The following is an 18,015-nucleotide window of genomic DNA, read 5'->3' on the forward strand; positions in this document are numbered from 1 at the left end:
CTCTTTGCAACCCTTTACCAAGAATAGGAGTACCCCATGACTGACGCACTATCAGCCACCCCGAGCCCTGACAAAGTGGAAACCGGCGTCCGGGACACCGGCCCGATTGCAAGCGGCCTGGCGGATGTGCTGGCCGATACCTACCGGCTTGTTTTCAAGACCCACGCCTATCACTGGAACGTTGAAGGCCCGGCCTTTTATTCGATGCACAAGCTGACCGAAGAGCAGTACGAGAATATGTTCGCCGCCGCGGATACGCTGGCCGAACGCATCCGCGCGCTGGGGCACCTGGCGCCGTCGCGGATGGATGAGATTCTGAACCGCTCGAAAATCGAGGATGCCAGCGGCGAGCTGTCCGCGGGCGGGATGGCGCAAGACCTCGCCGCCAGCCATGAGCGGATCGCCCACCGGCTGCACGCGCTTGCTGAGCTGGCCGGCGGCCGCCGCGATATCGTGACCGAAGACCTCGCAACCGCGCGCTCGGCGTTCCATGAGCAGGCCGCCTGGATGCTGCGGGCGCTGGCCAAGTCCTGATCACAAGGTTTACGCCGCCTTCCTGCCTCCCTCCCGTCCTGCAGGAAGGCACCAAACCCCGCCCCGTCTTCCTCCCCGGGGCGGGGCCTTTACAAAGCAGCTGCCGCCAGGCCTGGCACAATAAAGCCCGGACCGCGAGAGCGGCCCGGGCTTCGGGACTGCGGCCCTGGCCGGGCAGTATCAGCCTTTCAGGGTTTCGGTAGAGGAGAAGAACATCGCCTGGCTCACCGCCGAGCGCACTTGCTCTTCGGTGTAAGGTTTCGAGATCAGGAACGCCGGTTCGGGCCCCTCGCCGGTCAGCAGGCGCTCCGGGAAGGCAGTGATGAAAATCACCGGGCAGTCGCCGTGCTTGGCCAGGATCTTGTTCACCGCGTCGACGCCGCTTGAATTGTCCGCCAGCTGGATGTCCGACAGAATCAGATCGCCGGGGCCCTTGGCCGCCAGGTCGAGTGCGCTGGATTCAGTGCGGGCGATACCGGTGACCGTGTGGCCCATTTCGGTGACAATCGCCTCAAGGTCCATTGCGATCACCGCTTCGTCCTCGATGATCATGATCTTGCCCGCGGTGGCCCGCGCCATTTCCTCGTAGGCGATCGAAATCAGCTCGGAGGCTTCGCTCTCGCTCACCCCCATGATAGTGGCGGTTTCGGCTGCGCTGAATTCCTCAATGGTGTGCAGCAGCAGCGCCTCGCGGGTGTTCGGTGTCAGCCGCTGCAGGTGTTTCTGCGCCTTGGCTGCCAGCCCCGCATCGCTCTCCCCCTCTGCTGCCGGGGCGCCGGAGGAGGACCAGATCGCATGGAAGACACGGAAAAGCGCCACTTTTGGGGACAAAACGCTGTCATATTCGGCGTCACCGGCCAGGATCGCCTCCAGCGACGCCAGGGCATACTGGTCGCCGCTGGTCTGGCTGCCAGTAAGCGCGCGGGCATAGCGGCGGAGATAGGGCAAGTTTGCACCAATCTGACTGGCGATCAGTTCTCCCGATTGAGCGGTCATTTTGTGTTGTCCTTTTTTACAATATACATGGAACTATACGCACTACCATGCGTTTGGTTCCAGAACCCCGCGCAAAAAACCGATGGATGGCATGACACAGGTACACCCCCCCGGGCCGCGTATTGAAACGGCCGACCGAGACATAGATGAAAACCTCAAGCGGGCTTTTGAAGAGATCGCTAATGAGCCGGTCCCCGACCGGTTCACCGATCTATTGAAGCAGCTGAAGGAAAAGGGGGCTGCAACACCCCCTGCCCCGGAACCTTCCGAGAAGGACCGCTCTGATGACTGAAGCCGCACAAGACCCGAGAGACGACCTGGTCAACCACCTGGGCGCCCTGCGCGCCTTTGCAATCAGCCTGACCCGCAACGGCGCCACCGCCGACGATCTGGTGCAGGACACGCTGGTCAAGGCCTGGACGAATATCGATAAATTCGAGAACGGGTCTAATATGCGGGCGTGGCTGTTCACCATTCTTCGCAACACGTATTACTCGCTGCGCCGCAAGCGCAAACGCGAGGTCGAGGATGGCGACGGCGTTCTGTCTGGCGCTTTAGCGCAGAAGCCCGATCACGACGGGCGGCTGCACATGCGCGATTTCCAGGTAGCTTTTGCGCAGCTGAACGACGAACAGCGCGAAGCGCTGACGCTGGTCGGTGCGGGCGGATTTTCCTACGAGGAAGCGGCAGAGATGTGCGGTGTGAAGACCGGCACCATCAAAAGCCGGGTGAACCGCGCCCGCGCCCGGCTGGGCGAGCTGATGGAAATCGACGACGACAGCAAAATGGAACTGACTGACACCGTTACAGCTGGGATCGTCGCCCAGCAGGGCGCTGCGTGATCAGAATGCCCCGGCTGCAAGCAGGCAGCCTTTTGGTCCGGCTGGCGGCGTTGATGACGCTTGCTCTTCTGCCGCTCGGGCTGATTGCGCTGTACCAGACTAACGCGGTGGTGGATGAAGCCACCAGGCTGTCGCATGCATCGCTGCTGCACCGCACCGAACAGGCTGCGGCAAGGGAGCGCGAGCTGCTGCAGCGGGCCGGCGGCGCCACCGAAGGGCTGGCCGCCGCCATCCTGCCGCTGGCGGATGACAGCGCCGGCTGCGCGCGGCTGCTTAAGGCCTTCACCGAAGGGGCGAACCCGTTCACCTTTGCGGGCTTCATGTCTTTGGACGGCAGCATGGAGTGCGCGTCCGACGGCAAGGCGCGGGATCTGTCCGGCAAATGGTTTTATCTGAAGGCGCGGCAGACCACCCGGCTGTCGTTTGCCTTGGGCCGGGATCTGCTGGGTGAAGACGGCAGCTATCTGCTGGCGACCAGCCCAGTTCTGCGCGACGGCATCCTGCAGGGCTATGTGAGCATCGGGGTTCCGCATAAAGTCAGCGCTGTGCAGCCTGGGATGGAGGGGTCGGACACAGGCATTCAATACGTCACAGTCGACGCGCAGGGGGAAATACTCTCGGCGAGCGTGTCCGAGCAGCAAGCTCCGCTTGCCCTGCCGATGTCCTTGCCCCGCCGCGATCTGGTGAACCGTTCCGGCGACACGTTTTTTGAGGCTTCCCGCTCCGGCCGCGAGCGGTTTTTTGCGGTGAGCGAGATCCTCCCCGGCCAGGTGTCCGTGGTCGGCAGCTGGCCGGTCGAAAACGCCATGTCGGCGGCCAGAAACCCGGCGTCGCTGATGACCGTGGCGTTTCCGCTGCTGATGTGGCTGGCCGGGATTTCCGTTGCGATTTTCGGGCTGCAGCGGATGGTGATCCGCCACCTCAGCGCGCTGCGCAAGGCGATGCGCCGCTATGCTCTGGGCGAACGCGAGAACGCCAGCCTGGACCTTGCCGCCCCGCCGCGTGAGTTTGCCGAAGCGCAGCAATCCTTCAACCGGATGGTTTCCATCCTCAGCGAAGCGGAGCGGCGGCGCGAACTGGATCTGGAAGAAAAGACCATCCTGCTGCGTGAGGTCCACCACCGGGTCAAGAACAACCTGCAGCTTGTCGCCTCGATCATGAACATGCAGAGCCGCAACGCGCAGACGCCGGAGGCGCGGCGGATGCTGGCGCAGCTGCAGCGGCGCGTGCGCGGTCTGGCGACCATCCACCGCAGCCTTAACACCAATCCGGATATTACCACCGTCGACAGCCACGACCTGATAGACGCGCTGATTACAGAAATCAGCGCGATGATCCCCGGCGCCGGGCAGAAACTGACGATCAGCACCGACCTGGCGCAGGTCCCGCTGAGCCAGGATCAAGGGGTTACCCTGTCGATGCTGGTCTCTGAGGCGATGACCAATGCGGTCAAGAACGCCGGCGTGCCCGACGGCGGAAAGCCGGAAATCCTGGTCAGCCTGCGTGAAACCGCCGAAAACTGGCTGGAGCTTGAGATCACCAACACCAAGGGTCAGCCGGTGATGCCTCCTGAGGAGGCCGGCGACGGAACGGGCATCGGCGCGCGGCTGATGATGGCCTTTGCCACCCAGCTTGAAGGCGAGGCTGCGACACACGAAACTGAGGACAGGTATACCTACCGGCTGGGGTTCCCCGTCCAGGCCGGGGCTGTGCCGCCTGAAGTGCCGTCGCCCGGTAAGGAGCAACATGCCGCAGAAACCGTCACCTGAGCAGAGCTGCGGGGATTTCGCAGTTCTGGTTACAGCCGAACAGGCCTGGCCTGCGTTCGAGCGCGCGGTGCTGAACGCAGAGCGCGAGCTTATTGCCAGCTTCCGCCTGTTCGATTTCAACACCCGCCTGCTGAGCCCTGAGGCGCAGGAGGTCGGGGACACCTGGGCTGAGCTGATCGCCGATGCGCTGCGGCGCGGGGTGCGTGTGCATCTGGTGGTCAGCGATTTCGACCCGGTGATGGCGGCGCCGCTGCATGCCGCCGCGCAAAAGACGCTGATGCAGGCGCAGGAGATCATGGCGGGGCTCGCCCCGGAGCAGGCTGCATTGCTGTCGGTTGCCGCGTCGCTGCATCCGGCGCGGGCGGGGCTGCTGCCGCGACTTGCTTTTTCGCCTTTTGTGCTGCGCAAACTGCGCAAGCTGCCCAAGCGGCTGCGGCCGGCGGCGGCCAGCCGTCCCGGGCTGCCGCAGCTCTACCCGGTTTCGCATCACCAGAAGCTTGCGGTGATCGACCGGGAGGTTCTGTATATTGGCGGGCTGGATCTGAACCGGCGCCGCTATGACACCCGGAAGCATGACCTGCCTGCGCATGAGACCTGGGCTGATGTCCAGCTGATGCTGCGCGGCCCGGAAGCCGAAGAAGCGGCCCGCCACCTGGAGCGGTTCCGGGATGAAATTGCCCTGCGCAAGCGGCCGCCGGAAGGCAGGCTGATCCGCCGCACCATGTCGGCACCGCGCCGCCTTGGGTTCTGGGCGCTGTCGCCCCGCACGCAGCTGAAGGAAATCGAGGAGGACCATCTGGCGGCCTTCGAGCGGGCGCAGAAGCTGATTTATCTGGAATCCCAGTTCCTGCGTTCCAGCCAGATTGCCCGCGGCCTGGCCGCCGCTGCACGCCGCAACCCTGCGCTGTCGCTGATCCTGATCCTGCCCGCCCTGCCCGACGATGTCGCATTTGAAGGCAACCGCGATATAGACGCACGCTATGGCATGGCGCTGCAGGCGGAAGCCCTGCAAGAGGTGACCGAGGCCTTTGGCGCCCGCGCCTGCATTGCCAGCCCGGTCCAGCGGCGCATGGCCGCCCGCGAATCCCCTGCCGTGCTGTCGGGGTCGCCAATCATCTATCTGCACAGCAAGGTGCTGATCACCGACATGGATTTTGCCATGGTCGGATCTGCCAATCTGAACGGAAGGTCGATGCGCTGGGATACCGAGTCGGCGTTGCGGATCAGCCAGCCGGCGCGGATCGCCACGCTGTGGAAGGAGCTGGCGCGGCATTGGTGGCAGGAGGATCTGCCGCCTGAAGCACTGGACCCGGCCCGGGCCGCCGCCTGGTGGCAGCAGGAAACCCGCCGCAATCAGGTGCGGCGCCCGGAATCCCGCCGCGGACTGCTGGTGCCGCATGACCCGGATAAGATGTCGGAGCTTCAGCAGCAGCTGCCGGGTGCCACAGAGGACATCGTCTGATCCCGCATACCCTGGCCGTCTGCGGCAGCACGCACAAAAAAAGGCACCTGGGGTGTGACCAGGTGCCTGACAGGGGGCCCGAAACTGCCGGATCAAACCGGATTGGGGGAGGATTTCGGGCCGGTTTCTGAAAAGGAAACGCGCCATCCTTGCAAAAAGTTCCGATGAACCGTCAAAAAAACCCGGCGGCATGGCAGGCCGCCGGGTCAGCAAAATCTAAAGGAAGCGGATGGGTTATTGCGCTTCCTGGGCTTCCTCGGTGATTTCATCGCCGAGGTTCGACACGTCCCGGCCGAAGCCTTCGGTGGTTTCGCAGGCGGCCAGTCCGGCCAGTGCCAAAAGAGCGATCATGATACGCATAGCGGCCTCCTTACTTCAGCTTCGACGCGACGTTGCTGGCGAAGGCGTCGATGATGGCATTGTAAAAGACTTCGCTGTCAACGCTCACCCCGGCGGGGTCGGTGCCCTCGGGGTAATAGGCATTAACCTGATCCGCAGAGACCGTGAGGTCATAGCGCATGTCCTTGGAGGCATCGGGCATGTCGATGTCCACGTCGCCTTTCAGCATCCATTCGCCAACGCCAAGCGCCTGCTTGAAGTTGCTGGCCAGGGCAACGGAGTCGATTTCGATGTGGATTTCGGCGGCCTCTCCGGCATCTTCACCAGCGATCTGGCCCACTAGGTTTTTGGCCAGTGCGGTTTCCAGGTCGGTTTCCAGGCTGGTCCAGGCTTTGGCAGCCTCGTAATTCTCAATCGCGCTCAGGTCGGCGGTCACGTCGATCTCGGAGACCTGGGAACCTGCGGCAGCTGCGGTGGCCATGGCGGCAACAAGGGCGGTGGTGCGGATCAGATGAGTCATTTCAATGGTCCTTTCCATGTCAGTCCCTCTTGGGGATCCACCACAGAAACGCGCGGGCTGTCTGAAAGGTTCCTGATATATAAACCAAAGTACCGCTGATGACCGTTCCGCGCGAAATCCGGCTGACGGCAGGGCGGTTGCAGGCGGAACTTTGCAGGCGGTTCTGGCGTTTATGTTGCGCAGAAGAGCAGCCAGAGACAGGAAACAATGAATTCTTCGAAACAGCCCGTTGCCGCGGTCCTTCAGGAAACCAGCCGCATTGTCCGCGAAAACGACGGGCCGGTCACTGTGGCCCGGCTGACAGAAGAGCTTGGCCACGGCTCGCTTTCGGCGGTTCTGGCGCTGCCGGCGCTGGCAGTGGTCTCGCCGCTGAGCGGGGTGCCGCTGTTTTCATCCGTCTGCGGCATCCTGATCTGTCTGGTGTCGGGACAGATGCTGCTGGGGCGTACGCATCTGTGGCTGCCGCAGTGGCTGGGCCGCCGCAAGATCAAGGGCAAGGCCGTGCGTAAGATGGCCGCGGCCCTGCGCCGGACCGCGCAGTGGCTGGACCGGCATTCCGGGAAGCGTCTGCCCGCGCTGGTGCGCCAGCCCTTTCTGACCATTATCCGGCTGGTCTGTCTGCTCTGCGGCGCGCTGATGCCGCTGCTGGAGATCGTGCCTTTTTCCTCTTCGCTGCTGGGGGCGGCTGTCAGCCTCCTGGCAGTGGCAATGCTGACACGCGACGGGCTGATTGCCTTGCTGACCCTGTCCGGGCTGGGTGCCGCCGCAACCGCGCTGGCGGCCGGGCTGATCTGACCCCGGCACCTTGCCTCAGACAGCCAAAAGGCCGGGCTCCGATCCGGAACCCGGCCTTGAAGGGCCGCCTGGCAGTTGAGTTTGCCCGAAACGCCGGTACGAGGCAGGAAACCGGCAAAGGGACGGGGGCAAACGGGCGGCTCTCAAGGGGACCTGCCGGCCCCCTTGAAACGGTGTGTGTTATTCAGACTGGTACTCCGGCAGAGCTTCCAGCTCTTCGCGGGTCAGGTGGGTCTTCACACGGATGTCGCCGTCCATCTTGCCAATGTCCAGATCACCCATGGTCAGCTCCACCGGCTTCTCGCCGATGCCAAGGAAACCGCCAACATCAATGATCACGGCTTCGACGCTGCCGCTGGTGTTGACGATTACCTGCGACACTTCGCCGATGTGTTCGTCATTGGAGTCATAGGTCCAGGCACCGGTCAGCGCCTCTGTGGTCATTTCGCCTTCAGCAAGCGCCTCCATGGCCGGGCCGTCCGCGTCAGGGTTGACGGCGTCCGACATGCTCTCAGCAGCGTTCTCGGTCTCGGTGGCCAGCTCGCTGGCTTCCTGCTCCACTTCTGCAGCGCCGGCTTCGGCTTCATCCGCCAGCTCAGCGGCGCCGGCTTCGGCTTCGTTCGCCAGCTCTTCGGCCTCGGCTTCGGCCTCATTGGCCAGCTCTTCGGCCTCTTGCTCCATGGTATCGGTGTCAGCCTGGGCCTCACCGGAGACATTTGCTTCGCCGGAAGCATCGGCTGCCGGGGTTTCCAGCTGAACTTCGGCCTCGGCGCTGCCGGAAGCTTCGGTTTCGGTGCCGGCAAAGGCGGGCACGGCGGTTGCGACGATCAGCGAAGTCGAAAGCATAAGATGTTTCATCGGATTGGTCTCCTGTCCAGTTTCACTCATCTGCGCGCTTGAGTTACAGCCACCCAACCCGCTCCGGCCCGTCTTGGTTCCCGCGCCGTGCAACTTTTTTTAGAATAACCGCGAGGTCGGATAAGTGCTGGCAAATTACCGCTCATCCCGGCGCTTACAGCCTGACAGGAGTGTTGCCCGAGCATGCCCAGCACGCTGCTGGCGCCGCGCGCGGACGGGTTTCCGGGCGGGGAAGCGTCCGGGCAAGGCAGGTCCCTTGCACGCACTCTGCAGGGGGGGGGAAGGGGCAAAGGCAGCCCATGCGGGCTGCCCTGGCCGGTTACCGGTGTTCGGGCGCTTCCGCCACGGCCGTATCCGGCGGCGGCACCAGCATGCGGCCGCACCACAGCAGCATCGGCAGCGCCACAATGGCACCCACCGGCCCCCAGATCCACAACCCGAAAACAATCGCCCAGAACACGATAAGCGGGTTGAGGTCCAGCTGGCGGCCGACAAAGGCTGGAGTGACAAATTGTGCCTCGGCCAGGTTCAGCCCGAGAAACACCAGAGGCGGCAGTAGCGCGCCTGCACCCCCGATCTGCGTCAGGCCTGCCACCGTCAGCCCGGCCAGCATGATCAGCGGGCCGAGATACAGGATAAAGTTCAGGATGGCCGCCGCCAGCCCCCAGATCCAGGCTCCCGGCAGGCCGATGAGCGCCAGCCCGGCGGCTGTGAGCAGGCCCAGGCCGCCGTTGACAATCGTGACCGCCGCAAAGTAGCGCGCCACCGCGCGCTCTGCCCGGAAAAACCGGGCGGCATAGCTGCCGGCCTGTTCGTACAGCTCATTCCGGGTCAGCACGAAGAAGAACAGCGTGCCGGCAAAGATGAAAATCTGCGCGCCGAAGTTCGGTGCCAGCCAGAGCGCATCCGTCAGCGTTGGCAGGCTGCCGCCTTCCTCCTCTGTCTCCGCATCCGCTGCGCCGATTGTTTCCTCGATTTCACTGCTGATGCTTTCAATCCCGCGCAGCAGGCCAGACACCATATCGAGCCAGCCGCGGATTTCGTATTTGATCTTGGGGACCTGGCTGGCCAGCGACGTCAGCAGCGGGTCCAGCGACAGGATCAGCAAGGCCAGCAGCGCTGTGGACAGCACCAGCAGGCTGCTGGCCACCACAACCCGGCTGACTCCGAACCGTTCCAGACGGTCAGCCAGCGGCGCCACCACAACGCCGACCACCAGGGCAAAAACACCTGGCGCCAGAACCGGCTTGGCGAGGTACATTGCTCCGCCCAGCAGGATCAGGGTGATGATCAGCAGCATAATCCGGACTGAGCGCTTGGCGATAACTGTTTGCCACATAATCTACTGCCCCGCGCAGATGTGTTGTCCGTGCAATCGAGCCTCTGGCCGCTGCAGGGCGGCTGCAGTGTGATCATTAGGCATTAAGGACCTCCCTGGTGACATTGGCCTTCTGGCCCCGTTCGCGCAAGCTGCCGCGTAAATTCTGCCGGACCGGATCATGCCGGTGCGGGCGCCTGCGGAGCGGGTTAGCGTACAAGCAGACGGGCCTGAAAGGATTGAGCGGTGCAGCCGCCTTCCGCGCCGATGGCGTGTCTGGCTTGCACTATCCCCCACCTGTTTCAGAAACCCCTCCGCTTTTAAGCAAACGCCGGCAGCCCCGGATCGGTTCCCTGGTGGCGTTGCGTTCGCAACCTGCGGTCAGCCCTGGGTAACCAGCTGATAGCCCGGGTGCGCCACAGCGCGCAGACTGGTGATCGGATCCTCGCCGATCCAGGTGGTGCGCTCCATGACAAACAAGGCGTCGCCGATCTTGCTCTGCAGCACCTCGCTGTCGCTTTCGGTGCCGGGGCGGGCATAGAGCCGCAGATCGCACCGGCTGTAGGGGCGGTTGCGGACCAGCCATTCATTTGCGCTTTCGCGGGTGAGGTCGACCGCTTCGATCTCGGGCACGGTTTCCAAGCAAATCCAGCGGTCTTCAAAAATATAGGGCCGGCTGTCGGCCAGATGCAGCGCCTCGACGCGCAGCATCGGGCGGGGCTCTGGCAGGCCGAAGTTGGCCATGATCGCCGGGGTGGTCGCCTGCACCGACTGGCGGATCAGCTGATACTGGTAGACGCTGCCCTTCTGTTCGACTTCCAGCCGTGTGATCGGGATATTCAGCGTCGCGCGGGTGACCGGATCGCGCCGCACCATCGTGCCGCCCTTGCGCCGCCGCTCCACCACGCCGCTTTCGGCCAAGTCGCGCATGGCGCGGTGCACGGTCGAGCGGGCGCAGCCGAACCGGGCTGCAAACTCTTCATCGCGCGGCAGCTTGTCTCCGGGTCCGTAGGTCGAATCCAGGATCATCTGCCGGATGCTGTCCCGGATCTCCGTCCAGGAGTGGCGCCGCTTCTCCGTCAAAATTCCTCTCCCAGGCCGCGCGGGACAATGTCTGCTGCCGCTCCATATTTCATCTTGCGCCGAAAGGCGAATGTGAACCGCGCAACCGTGATTGACAATAATATGTAGCTACATATTAATGTAAAGCACTTACAAAACAAGACTGAGTCTGCGCCACTGGCCCGCGGCCACCGCAGATCCACCGACAGACGGAGGAATGGAAACATGCAAAGACGGAAGTTTCTGCAAGCCGGTGCCATGGGCGCAGCGGCCACGGCGCTGGCCAGCCCCGCCATCGCCCAAGGCAAGATGCAGTGGAAGATGGTGACGGCCTGGCCGAAGAACCTGCCCGGGCCCGGCGTGGCGGCGCAGATGCTGGCCGACCGGATCACCACGCTTTCGGGCGGCCGGATTGAGGTCAAGCTGTTCGCCGCAGGCGAGCTGGTGCCGGGCCGCGGCGTATTTGATGCCGTGTCTGAGGGCACAGCCGAGCTGTATCACGCGGTGCCGGCCTACTGGGGCTCCAAGTCCAAAGGCATCCTGCTGTTCGGCTCGCAGCCCTTTGGCCTGCGCGCGGATGAGCAGTTCGGCTGGCTGTACCACGGCGGCGGTCAGGCGCTTTATGACGAGATGTACGGCCGTTTCGGCATCAAACCGTTCCTGTGCGGCAACTCCGGCCCGCAGTGGGGCGGCTGGTTCAAGACGGAGATCAACTCTGCCGAGGACCTGAAGGGGCTGAAGTTCCGCACCACCGGGCTGGCGTCGGAGATGGCCTCGAAACTGGGCATGGCGGCGGAGGCCACCAGCGGCCCGGCGATGTTCCAGGGCCTGCAGACCGGTGCGCTGGATGCCGGCGAATTCATCGGCCCCTGGACCGACAGCGCGCTGGGTTATTATCAGGTGGCCAAGAACTACTACTGGCCGGGTGTGGGCGAGCCGTCCTCGGCCGAGGAATGCGGTGTCAACGCCAATGCCTTTGCCGAACTGCCGGAAGATCTGAAGCAGGTTGTGTCGCTGGCGTGTGAAAGCCTCTACAATCCGGTCTGGACCGAATACACCACCAAACACGCCTTGGCGCTCAAGAAGATGGTGGATGAGGACGGCGTGCAGGTGAAGATGTTCCCTGAGGACGTGATCACCGCGATGGGCGCCGCCGCCAAAGAAGTGATTGCCGAGCTGCAGGAAGACGAAGACGAACTGGTGCGCCGCATCACCGAAAGCTTCCTGGCTTACCGCGAGAGTGTCGGCGGCTATATGACCTATGCCGACAACGGCCAGATGAACGCCCGCGCGTCAGTGATGGGCTACTGATCACTGCAACGGCTGCCGGCGCCCAGGGAGACCGGGCGCCGGCTTTTTGATGGGGAGAGACACAGGATGCTACGGGTTGCGGACGCGCTGGACGGTATCAACCGGGGCCTGGCGCTGGTGGTGCGGTGGCTGGCGCTGCTGATGGTGCTGGCGCAATTTGCCATCGTGGTCGGACGCTATGTGTTCGGGGTGAACTCCATCGCTGCGCAGGAGAGCGTCCTGTACATGCACGCGACCCTGTTCATGCTGGCGGCCGGTTACACGCTGCTGGTCGACAAGCATGTGCGCGTCGATGTGTTTTATGCGGGCCTCAGCCCCCGGGCCCAGCGCGGTATCGACATATTCGGCCATCTGGTCCTGCTGCTGCCGTCAATGGCTGCGCTGCTTTATTGGTCCTGGCCTTCGGTGCGCAATTCCTGGGCCATCCTCGAAGGCCCGATTGCCGTCGGCGGGCTTGAGGCCGTGTTCCTGCTGAAATCGCTGATCCCCGCCTTCTGCGTGCTGGTCATGCTGCAATCCATCGCCCTGCTGATCCGGCTGTTTTCGGAAAGATCCCCCCAATGACGGAATATCTCGACCTGGTCATGTTCGCGGCCCTGATGGCAGCGATCCTCATGGGGTTTCCGGTTGCTTTCTCCATTGCGGGCATCGCCATCCTGTTCGCCTATCTTGGCTGGGCCCTGGGGGTGATGGATATCTCGCTGCTGGGGGCGTTGGGCCAGCGCGCATTCGGGCTGCTGAGCAACCAGGTGCTGATCGCAATTCCGCTGTTTGTGCTGATGGGCGCAATCCTGGAGAAAAGCCGCATCGCCGAAGAGCTGCTGGACACCATGGGGCGGCTGTTCGGGCAGCTGAAAGGCGGCTTGGGCATCTCAGTGGTGCTGGTGGGGGCGCTCTTGGCGGCCTCGACCGGGATTGTCGGCGCCACAGTGGTGGCGATGGGCATGATCGCCCTGCCCGCCATGCTGCGCGCAGGCTATGACCCTCGGGTCGCCTCTGGCATCGTCTGCACGGCCGGTACGCTGGGGCAGATCATCCCGCCCTCAACCCTGCTGATCATCCTCGCCGATGTTATGTCGAACGCCTATCAGCAGGCGCAGTACGAGCAGGGCAAGTTCTCGGTTGAGGCATTGTCGGTGGGACAGTTCTTTGCCGCGGCGCTGGTGCCGGGGCTGGTGCTGGTGGTGCTGTACCTCCTCTATATCCTGGTCCGCGGCTTTCTGCGCCCGCAGGACATGCCTTCAGCCCCGGCGCAAATGGCCCGCCCCGGCCGGGGCGAGGTCGTCCGCGCCGTGGTGCCGCCGATCCTGCTGATCTTTGCCGTGCTGGGTGCCATTCTCGGCGGCGTCGCAACCCCGACCGAGGCCGCCTCTGTCGGGGCCATCGGCGCGCTGCTGATGGCGGGCCTGCGCGCGGGCGGTCCGGTCCGGCTGATCCTGCTGGGCGCTGCCGCGCTGATCCTGCTGGGCATCCTGTCCGGCGTGCATCCCATCCGCCTGCAGCGCAGCGACCTCAGCAGCGGCGATTTTGCGGCGGGACTGTTCTATGCGCTGCTAACGGCTGTGGGGGCCATCGCGGTGATCGCCGCCCTGCGCAGCGGGCTGAAAAAGCGCATTCTGCATGAGGCCGTGACCTCCACCGCGACGATGACGGCGATGATCTTTGCCACCATCCTGGCCGCGGGCATGTTCTCGCTGGTGTTCATCGGGCTGGGCGGCGAGGAGCGGGTGGCGCACATCCTGGGCAACATGCCGGGCGGCCCGTCCGGGGCGCTGCTGTTCTGCATGCTGTTCATCTTCGTGCTCGGCTTCTTCCTCGACTTCGTCGAGATCTCGGTGATCGTGCTGCCGCTGGTCACGCCGACGCTGATCCTGATGGGGCACGATCCGGTTTGGCTGGGCATCCTGATCGCGATCAACCTGCAGACCAGCTTTCTGACCCCGCCGTTCGGCTTTTCGCTGTTCTACTTGCGCGGCGCGGCGCCGGAGGAGGTCACCACACGCCACATCTATCAAGGTGTGGTGCCATTTATCGGCTTGCAGGCGGTTGGGGTTCTGCTGGTCTGGCTGATCCCCGGCCTGGCGACCTGGCTGCCCGCGGCAATCTTCTGACCTGCCGCGCCCTCGCAGTATTTTCCGGTGTGAGGGCGCGCACCCGTGATGTGCCCGACTACTCTGCTGTGGGTGCCTTGCGCGGAGCAATCAGCTGCTCCCTGAGGCTCATCGGGGCGGCGGGCGGCTCATCAAAGTTCAGGCCTTCCTCTAGATGGCGCAGATGCTCATCTGCAAGCTGAACCAGCTCATCCGTGCTGCCAGCCGCCAGCGCGTCGACGATCCGGTCGTGCTCGTCCTCCGCGCAGGAGGAGCTGCCGGTGGGAGAATAGAGCCCCAAAATCAGCGTGCTGCGCATGGTCAGCTCTGACAGGAACCGCTCGAGCACCAGATTGCCGGCGATCTGCGCTATCCGCATGTGAAACTGCCGCGAGGCCCGCAGCTCGGCCGGTTTGTCACCCGCCTTACGTGCCTCGGCTTCCTCCTGAATATTGCCGCGCAGAAAGGCGATGTCCCCTGCTGAGGCCTGGCCGGAGGCATGACGGGCAATGGTGCGCTCGATCGCGCGGCGGGCCTGGAAGATGTCGCGCGCCTCCTTGGGGGAGGGAGTCATCACAAAGGCGCCGCGGTTGGGGCGCAACTCCACCACCTGCTGTGCGGCCAGCGAAGCCAGCGCCCGGCGCACATTGGCGCGGTTGCAAGAAAACAGATCGCTCAGCGCCTGTTCGCCCAGCTTGGTTCCAGCCGGGAGGCGCTGCTCGGAAATCGCGTCGAGAATCGCATTCACGATCTGATCTTCGGGAGAATCCTTCATCGGGCCTCAAAAAGTTTTTCCTGCGTTGCCGCAACTTAAGGAGCGTCAGGGCGCTTGGCAATGGCACCCCGGGCCCGCCAGTCTTGACGTGTTATCAAATATTGTTAACAATAAATGACAACAAAGGAGGAGCGCATGAAAATCCTAGTCGTCAATCCCAACTCGACCGAGTCGATGACGCGGAAGATCGTTGAGGCCGCTGAAGCCGCTGCCAGCCCCGGCGTCACCATTCTGGGTGCAACCGCAGCTGGCGCCCCCGCCAGCATCGAGGGCCATTTCGACGAGGCGATGTCGCTGCCCGGCCTGCTGGCGCAGGTTGCGGCGGGCGAGGAACAGGGCGTGGACGGGATTGTCGTTGCCTGTTTCGACGACCCCGGCATCGGCGCCTGCCGCGAGCTGGCGACCGGCCCGGTTCTGGGCATTTGCGAAGCGGCGGTGAAGGCGGCGAGCATGCTGGCGACCTCCTTCACCGTGGTCACCACCCTGCCCCGCGCGGTGCCGGTGATCGAACATCTGATCCATGGATACGGCCTGTCGCATCAGTGCCGCCGGGTGCGCTCTGCCGCGATCCCGGTGCTGGCGCTGGAGGAGGAAGGCTCAGACGCGCGGGAGAAGATCCGCGCCGAGATCCTGCGCGCCATTGAGGAGGATCATTGCGAGGCGGTTGTGCTGGGCTGTGCCGGCATGGCCGATCTCACCGCCTGTCTGAGCCAGGAGACGGGCATTCCCGTCATCGACGGGGTCAGCGCGGCAACGCGGATGATCGAGGCGCTTGCAGGCTGCGGCCTGCGGACCAGCAAGATCAACGCCTACGCGCGCCCCAACCGGAAATAATGGTATCGTCAGGGAGGACAACATGACCATGAATGCAGAACTGGAAGCCGTCGTCGAAGGCGGCGGCATCGCGGAACACGGCGGCAAGGGGATCGGGGAGGAGAGCCTTGCACCACAGAAAACGCGGATCATGGATCCGTGGTCCTATTTGTTTGCCTGGCTCGGCGGCTGTGTGTCGATCGGCACATTCACCATCGGCTCCGGCCTGGTGGGCACGCTGAACCTGCTGCAGACTTTTGTCGCCATTGCCATCGGCTGCACCGTGATCGGCATCGCGCTGATGATCAACGGCCAGGCGGGCCACAAATACGGCATTCCCTTCATGGTACAGGCGCGCTCTGCCTTCGGATTTGCCGGCACCCGGCTGCCCGCGCTGGTGCGCTCGGTGCCCGCCATTGTGTGGTTCGGCTTCCAAAGCTGGATCGGCGCCGGGGCGCTGAACCTCGTCTCCGATACGATGTTCGGCTATGATAACATCGTGGTGTTCTTTATCGGCTTCCAGCTGTTGCAGATCGGCCTGTCGGTGCTGGGATTCCATGGTATCAAATGGCTGGAGAACATCGGCTCCGTCTTCATCATCGGCTCGCTGGTCTACATGTTCTTCAGCGTGATCAGCAAATACGGCGAGGAGATCTCCGCCAATCTGGTCAACGTCGAAGGCACCTGGGGTGCGCCCTTCTGGGGAGCCACCATGCTTTTCCTGGGCATCTACAGCACCATGATGCTGAACGTCTCGGACTATTCGCGCGAGCTGCGCCAGAACGTCGGCCCGTTCCGCCAAGTGGCGATCTATGCCAACTCGATCCTGCCTGCGACGCTGTTCATGGGGCTGATCGGCCTGATGGTCTCCGGCGCCACCGGCGAGGTTGACCCGATCAAGGTGTTCTCCAGCGCCGTCGACAACAAGCCGCTCCTGGTCATAACCCTGCTGTTCATCGCCTTTGCGCAGGTCACCACCAATATCCTGAACAACGTTGTGCCGCCGGCCTATGCGCTGATGGATATTTTCAAGATCAAGTTCAAGACCTCGGCTGTGATCGTCGGCCTGCTGGCCTTTGCCACCTTCCCCTGGGAGCTGGTGAAGGACGAATCCGCCGCTGGCCTCAGCCTGTTTATCCAGACCTATTCCGCCTTCCTGGGCCCGATCTTTGCGATCCTGGTGGTGGACTATTTCGTCCTGCGCAAGCAGGAACTGGATCTGGATAAGCTCTATGATGAGAACGGCCCCTACCAAGGCGTCAACTGGGCCGCGGTGATTGCCATGGGGATCGGGGTTGCAGCAGCGCTGATCTTCTCCGGCATCTCATGGTACGCCAGCCTGCTGCCTGCTGGTCTGTCCTATTACCTGCTGATGCAGCACCTGCCGGCCGCCAAGCGGTTCATGAGCTGACCGCACGGCAACACGCTTGAGGGAGGGCTCCGCTGCTGGCGGAGCCTTCTCTCTTTGTGCGCACTGTGCATGGCACCTTGTCAGGTGACCGGTCCGGTAAGATTCCCCCCAAAGGGGCTGCCCGCGGGTGCATCCCATCCTTTTACATGCGTATACATACTTTAAGGTAGCCAGTGAGTGCTGCATCACCTTCTTCATTGGGAGCTCTCAAAGTGCTTTTAAATTTGCAAATTCATGTATATTTTGAAACCAGTGCTTCACCGGACGCACAAAAGCGGCATTCAGACCGCGCACAACGGGAGAAATAGTATGACTGCAGCCAATGCATTGGACGGCCTGGGCGCGATGATCCTGTCCGGACAGGTCGAAGTGGTGGACTGTTCCGGCACCTTGGGCCCCGAGACGCCGATCCTGCGCCTGCCCGAGGATTTTGCCAAGAACACACCCAAAGTCGAAATCCACAAGATCAGTGAATATGACGAGGACGGCCCGTTCTTTGCCTGGAACTGGATGGTTCTGGGGGAGCATTCCGGCACCCATTTCGACGCCCCGCACCACTGGATCACCGGCAAGGACTATAGCGACGGTTATACCGATACGCTGGATGTGCAGCGCCTGGTGGCGCCGGTCAATGTGATCGACTGCTCCAAGGAAAGCGCCGAAAACCCGGACTTTCTGCTGACGGCAGACCTGATCAGGGCCTGGGAGGCGGAGCACGGTGAGATCGGCGCGGGGGAATGGGTGGTGATGCGCACCGATTGGGACAAGCGCGCAGATGACGAAGACGCCTTTTTGAACGCGGATGACACAGGCCCGCACAGCCCCGGGCCGACCCCGGATGCGGTAGAATACCTGCTGTCGAAGAAAATCGTGGGCTGGGGCAGCCAGTGCATCGGCACGGATGCAGGCCAGGCCGGCGGGATGGAGCCGCCCTACCCGGCCCACAACCTGCTGCACCGGGACAACTGCTTTGGCTTGGCCTCGCTGGCCAATCTGGACAAGCTGCCGCCCAAAGGCGCGCTGCTGATTGCAGCTCCGCTCAAGATCAAGCGCGGCACCGGCAGTCCGATCCGGGCCCTAGCTCTGGTCCCGCGGGGCTGAGGCAGGTAACGCGCCCGCA

19 protein-coding genes are annotated in these 18,015 nt (G+C 63.4%); 12 read left to right on the plus strand and 7 right to left on the minus strand.

What is annotated here, in order from left to right:
• Nucleotides 1-36: 36 nt before the first annotated feature.
• Nucleotides 37-534 carry a Dps family protein gene (locus ACTRWG_RS12220; RefSeq protein ID WP_027236296.1) on the plus strand — a complete coding sequence of 166 codons (498 nt, stop codon included), beginning with the start codon at nucleotides 37-39 and terminating at the stop codon, nucleotides 532-534.
• Nucleotides 535-714: 180 nt separating this feature from the next.
• On the opposite strand, the gene ACTRWG_RS12225 is transcribed toward ACTRWG_RS12220, so the two are convergent.
• A complete protein-coding gene (locus ACTRWG_RS12225) occupies nucleotides 715-1,530 on the minus strand; it encodes a response regulator (RefSeq protein ID WP_027236295.1) in 816 nt (271 codons plus the stop codon).
• Between the two features lie 82 nt (nucleotides 1,531-1,612).
• Between ACTRWG_RS12225 and ACTRWG_RS12230 the strand changes: the two genes are divergently transcribed.
• From ACTRWG_RS12230 to ACTRWG_RS12245, 4 genes are read left to right on the plus strand one after another with little or no spacing between them, the layout of a single operon-like run.
• Nucleotides 1,613-1,822 carry a NepR family anti-sigma factor gene (locus ACTRWG_RS12230; RefSeq protein ID WP_311199205.1) on the plus strand — a complete coding sequence of 70 codons (210 nt, stop codon included), beginning with the start codon at nucleotides 1,613-1,615 and terminating at the stop codon, nucleotides 1,820-1,822.
• Nucleotides 1,815-2,372: an RNA polymerase sigma factor gene (locus ACTRWG_RS12235; protein WP_027236294.1), complete on the plus strand. Its 558-nt coding sequence runs from the start codon at nucleotides 1,815-1,817 to the stop codon at nucleotides 2,370-2,372. The genes ACTRWG_RS12230 and ACTRWG_RS12235 overlap by 8 nt, the downstream gene beginning before the upstream one ends.
• 53 nt (nucleotides 2,373-2,425) lie before the next feature.
• On the plus strand, nucleotides 2,426-4,141 hold the full coding sequence (locus tag ACTRWG_RS12240) for a sensor histidine kinase (RefSeq protein ID WP_462829363.1): 1,716 nt from the start codon (nucleotides 2,426-2,428) through the stop codon (nucleotides 4,139-4,141).
• Nucleotides 4,119-5,603 carry a phospholipase D family protein gene (locus ACTRWG_RS12245; RefSeq protein WP_462829364.1) on the plus strand — a complete coding sequence of 495 codons (1,485 nt, stop codon included), beginning with the start codon at nucleotides 4,119-4,121 and terminating at the stop codon, nucleotides 5,601-5,603. The genes ACTRWG_RS12240 and ACTRWG_RS12245 overlap by 23 nt, the downstream gene beginning before the upstream one ends.
• 234 nt (nucleotides 5,604-5,837) lie before the next feature.
• On the opposite strand, the gene ACTRWG_RS12250 is transcribed toward ACTRWG_RS12245, so the two are convergent.
• Both ACTRWG_RS12250 and ACTRWG_RS12255 read right to left on the minus strand, forming a co-directional pair.
• Nucleotides 5,838-5,963: an entericidin A/B family lipoprotein gene (locus ACTRWG_RS12250; protein ID WP_027236291.1), complete on the minus strand. Its 126-nt coding sequence runs from the start codon at nucleotides 5,961-5,963 to the stop codon at nucleotides 5,838-5,840.
• A gap of 10 nt (nucleotides 5,964-5,973) precedes the next feature.
• Nucleotides 5,974-6,462: a hypothetical protein gene (locus ACTRWG_RS12255; protein WP_462829365.1), complete on the minus strand. Its 489-nt coding sequence runs from the start codon at nucleotides 6,460-6,462 to the stop codon at nucleotides 5,974-5,976.
• 207 nt (nucleotides 6,463-6,669) lie between these two features.
• Here ACTRWG_RS12255 and ACTRWG_RS12260 point away from each other — a divergent pair, with 207 nt between their 5' ends.
• Nucleotides 6,670-7,257 (plus strand): exopolysaccharide biosynthesis protein, encoded by a 588-nt coding sequence (locus tag ACTRWG_RS12260; RefSeq protein WP_462829366.1) that lies wholly within the window; start codon nucleotides 6,670-6,672, stop codon nucleotides 7,255-7,257.
• Nucleotides 7,258-7,437: 180 nt separating this feature from the next.
• Here ACTRWG_RS12260 and ACTRWG_RS12265 read toward each other — a convergent pair whose 3' ends face one another.
• The 3 genes from ACTRWG_RS12265 to ACTRWG_RS12275 all read right to left on the minus strand — a co-directional run bounded on the left by ACTRWG_RS12265 (nucleotide 7,438) and on the right by ACTRWG_RS12275 (nucleotide 10,516).
• Entirely contained in the window at nucleotides 7,438-8,115 is a 678-nt protein-coding gene (locus tag ACTRWG_RS12265) for a PRC-barrel domain-containing protein (protein WP_084299559.1), read from the minus strand.
• Nucleotides 8,116-8,434: 319 nt separating this feature from the next.
• Complete coding sequence (locus tag ACTRWG_RS12270; RefSeq protein ID WP_462829367.1) at nucleotides 8,435-9,454, minus strand: AI-2E family transporter; 1,020 nt, start codon at nucleotides 9,452-9,454, stop codon at nucleotides 8,435-8,437.
• A 360-nt stretch (nucleotides 9,455-9,814) separates the two neighbouring features.
• On the minus strand, nucleotides 9,815-10,516 hold the full coding sequence (locus ACTRWG_RS12275; RefSeq protein WP_027236287.1) for a GntR family transcriptional regulator: 702 nt from the start codon (nucleotides 10,514-10,516) through the stop codon (nucleotides 9,815-9,817).
• A gap of 204 nt (nucleotides 10,517-10,720) precedes the next feature.
• Here ACTRWG_RS12275 and ACTRWG_RS12280 point away from each other — a divergent pair, with 204 nt between their 5' ends.
• The 3 genes from ACTRWG_RS12280 to ACTRWG_RS12290 all read left to right on the plus strand — a co-directional run bounded on the left by ACTRWG_RS12280 (nucleotide 10,721) and on the right by ACTRWG_RS12290 (nucleotide 13,917).
• Nucleotides 10,721-11,806 (plus strand): TRAP transporter substrate-binding protein, encoded by a 1,086-nt coding sequence (locus ACTRWG_RS12280; RefSeq protein ID WP_027236286.1) that lies wholly within the window; start codon nucleotides 10,721-10,723, stop codon nucleotides 11,804-11,806.
• Nucleotides 11,807-11,872: 66 nt separating this feature from the next.
• Complete coding sequence (locus ACTRWG_RS12285) at nucleotides 11,873-12,370, plus strand: TRAP transporter small permease subunit (RefSeq protein WP_027236285.1); 498 nt, start codon at nucleotides 11,873-11,875, stop codon at nucleotides 12,368-12,370.
• Nucleotides 12,367-13,917 carry a TRAP transporter large permease gene (locus ACTRWG_RS12290; protein ID WP_462829368.1) on the plus strand — a complete coding sequence of 517 codons (1,551 nt, stop codon included), beginning with the start codon at nucleotides 12,367-12,369 and terminating at the stop codon, nucleotides 13,915-13,917. Before ACTRWG_RS12285 ends, ACTRWG_RS12290 begins: the two co-directional genes overlap by 4 nt.
• A 58-nt stretch (nucleotides 13,918-13,975) precedes the next feature.
• On the opposite strand, the gene ACTRWG_RS12295 is transcribed toward ACTRWG_RS12290, so the two are convergent.
• On the minus strand, nucleotides 13,976-14,671 hold the full coding sequence (locus ACTRWG_RS12295; RefSeq protein ID WP_462829369.1) for a GntR family transcriptional regulator: 696 nt from the start codon (nucleotides 14,669-14,671) through the stop codon (nucleotides 13,976-13,978).
• Nucleotides 14,672-14,806: 135 nt separating this feature from the next.
• Between ACTRWG_RS12295 and ACTRWG_RS12300 the strand changes: the two genes are divergently transcribed.
• From ACTRWG_RS12300 to ACTRWG_RS12310, 3 genes are all read left to right on the plus strand, one after another.
• Nucleotides 14,807-15,505: an aspartate/glutamate racemase family protein gene (locus ACTRWG_RS12300; RefSeq protein WP_462829370.1), complete on the plus strand. Its 699-nt coding sequence runs from the start codon at nucleotides 14,807-14,809 to the stop codon at nucleotides 15,503-15,505.
• Nucleotides 15,506-15,527: 22 nt separating this feature from the next.
• Complete coding sequence (locus tag ACTRWG_RS12305; protein ID WP_209320203.1) at nucleotides 15,528-16,895, plus strand: NCS1 family transporter; 1,368 nt, start codon at nucleotides 15,528-15,530, stop codon at nucleotides 16,893-16,895.
• 309 nt (nucleotides 16,896-17,204) lie between these two features.
• Nucleotides 17,205-17,996: a cyclase family protein gene (locus tag ACTRWG_RS12310; protein WP_027236280.1), complete on the plus strand. Its 792-nt coding sequence runs from the start codon at nucleotides 17,205-17,207 to the stop codon at nucleotides 17,994-17,996.
• The last annotated feature ends 19 nt before the right edge of the window (nucleotides 17,997-18,015 follow it).

The organism is Leisingera sp. G5_S3_59_S7 (genome assembly GCF_054968485.1).